This is a genomic window from Gemella cuniculi DSM 15828 (genome assembly GCF_000425665.1).
Lineage (GTDB): Bacteria > Bacillota > Bacilli > Staphylococcales > Gemellaceae > Gemella > Gemella cuniculi.
The window spans coordinates 1-1,951 of sequence record NZ_AUDW01000034.1 but is presented as its reverse complement, the minus strand read 5'-3'; the positions used below and the strand labels follow the sequence as shown (position 1 = coordinate 1,951).

Here is a 1,951-nt window from a genome sequence, read left to right as displayed (position 1 = left end):
TCTAATTCGTCTGTTATTTTTAATGCTGTTGCATTTTTTGGTACTTTCGTTTCGATTTTGTATGTGAACTCGTCTTCTACATTTCCTAGTTGGTCATGTTCTTTGTCATTTACTTTCTTCGTTATGTCTGGTGTTGTTGGCGGTGGCGTTACGTGCACTGGTGGAGTCTTTGGTGTTTCTTTTGGTTCTCCTCCTGACTCTGAATTATTGTAGATTACTGTTGCTTGGTTCGGTATTCTACTATCCGTCACTTCGTCTTTGATTTTTGCCGGTATTATTAATTCTACTTCTTCTCCGCCTTTTAACTTATCGAAACTTTCTTCTTTTACTTTTGCGGTTACTGTTCGACTTGTTTCATCATACTTAACTTCAAAGTGTTTGGCATTTGCACCTTTAATGTATGCTTCTTTTCCTGTTTGAAGTTCTATTCTTTCATCTAATACATCTTTTATTCCAAATACTTTGTATTCTTCAATATTTCCTGGTAGTTTTGTTTTTATATTGTAGTTATATGCATTTTCTTCTTTTGTCGCTATATTTAACTCATCTAATGTTTCATTGATTTTCTTAGTTGGTGTGCTTGGTGGGGGCGTTACCGTTACTGGTGGAGTTTTAGGGGTAACTTTCGGATCCCCTGTTTCATCTTTTTTATTGTAAATTACCAATGTGTCATTTGGTATTTTTTGATCTGTTACTCCGTCTTTGATTTTCGCTGGTATTACTAGTTCTACTACTGCTTTACCTTTTAGTTTATCAAAGTGCCCTTCTTTTATTTTCGCTACTATCGTATTACTATCTTTATCATAGCTTACATCAAAATCATCACTTCCGTAACCTTTTATACTTGGTCTTTGTCCTTCTTGTAGTTCTAGGCGACTATCTAATACATCTTTGATTTCATATCTTCCATAATCTTTTATATTACTTGGTAATGTTGTTTTTATATTATAGTTATATGCATTTTTATCCCATGACGGAATATCTAAATGTTCTAATGTATCGTTAATTTTCTTACTTACTGATGGTTCATCTGGCGTTACTGTTACTTCTTTTGATTCTTTTGGTTGATCGTTTAATGTTACTTTTGCTTTATTTGGTACTTTTATTGCACCACTATTGTCTACATATTTTGTTAAATCTGCGCCTTCTTTGATTTTTGCTTTTATCTGCATATGGATTAATGCTGGTCCATTGTTTCCATTATTAAGCCTATTTATTGTTCTATTTAACCTTTGAGTAATGTCATTTTTTGTAAGTTCTAGTTTTACTGTATTTCCTTCTACCTTAAGATAATTTTGCAAATCTGGTACATCTTTTCCATTAACCATAATTTTTACATCTGGTTTATTTTCAGAATTTTGAACTACCTCCAACTCATCTTTTAATGTATCTTCTAGTACATAACTATCCATTAACCCTGGCCATGCAGATTTTACATCATAGATAAATTTATCATCTCGAAGTGGAAGATCGTAGTGTTCTTTTCCTTCTTCTACATTTTGATTTTCTCCACGAACTTTTTTCTCAATATTTGTTTCTACTGGTGGTACTACAAATACATTATTTGAACGGCGTACTTGAGCTTTTGGATCATTAGGATCATTAGACTCTCCATTCCATTTTATAAAGGCTTGGTTTAGTGGGCCTAATCCATCATTTTCTTGTAGTATTTTTATATACTCTCTTTGATCTACATCAAATGGATATTCATCTTTAAATTTAACTTTTACATGTAAGCTGTATCGTTTAAATTTGTGTCCTCCGTATTGTCCTTCTTTTACTGTTTCTGTATTTACTCCTGGTAATGTCGGTATATCCGCTACCACTATGGTACGTTCTTTGTTAGTTTGTGGGTCAGTATCTTTTACTTTCCTTATTTCAAAATTAGTTAATTTTTCTCCAGTTAAAGTATCTGTAACATACGCATCTAGTACTTCTAGGCGATAGTTTA

Annotated in this window: 1 protein-coding gene; it reads right to left on the bottom strand. The window is 32.6% G+C overall.

Going from position 1 to position 1,951, the window contains the following annotated elements:
- Window positions 1-1,951, bottom strand: a 1,951-nt coding sequence (locus tag H612_RS09145) for an isopeptide-forming domain-containing fimbrial protein (protein ID WP_035500333.1), incomplete at both ends; no start/stop codon positions are given.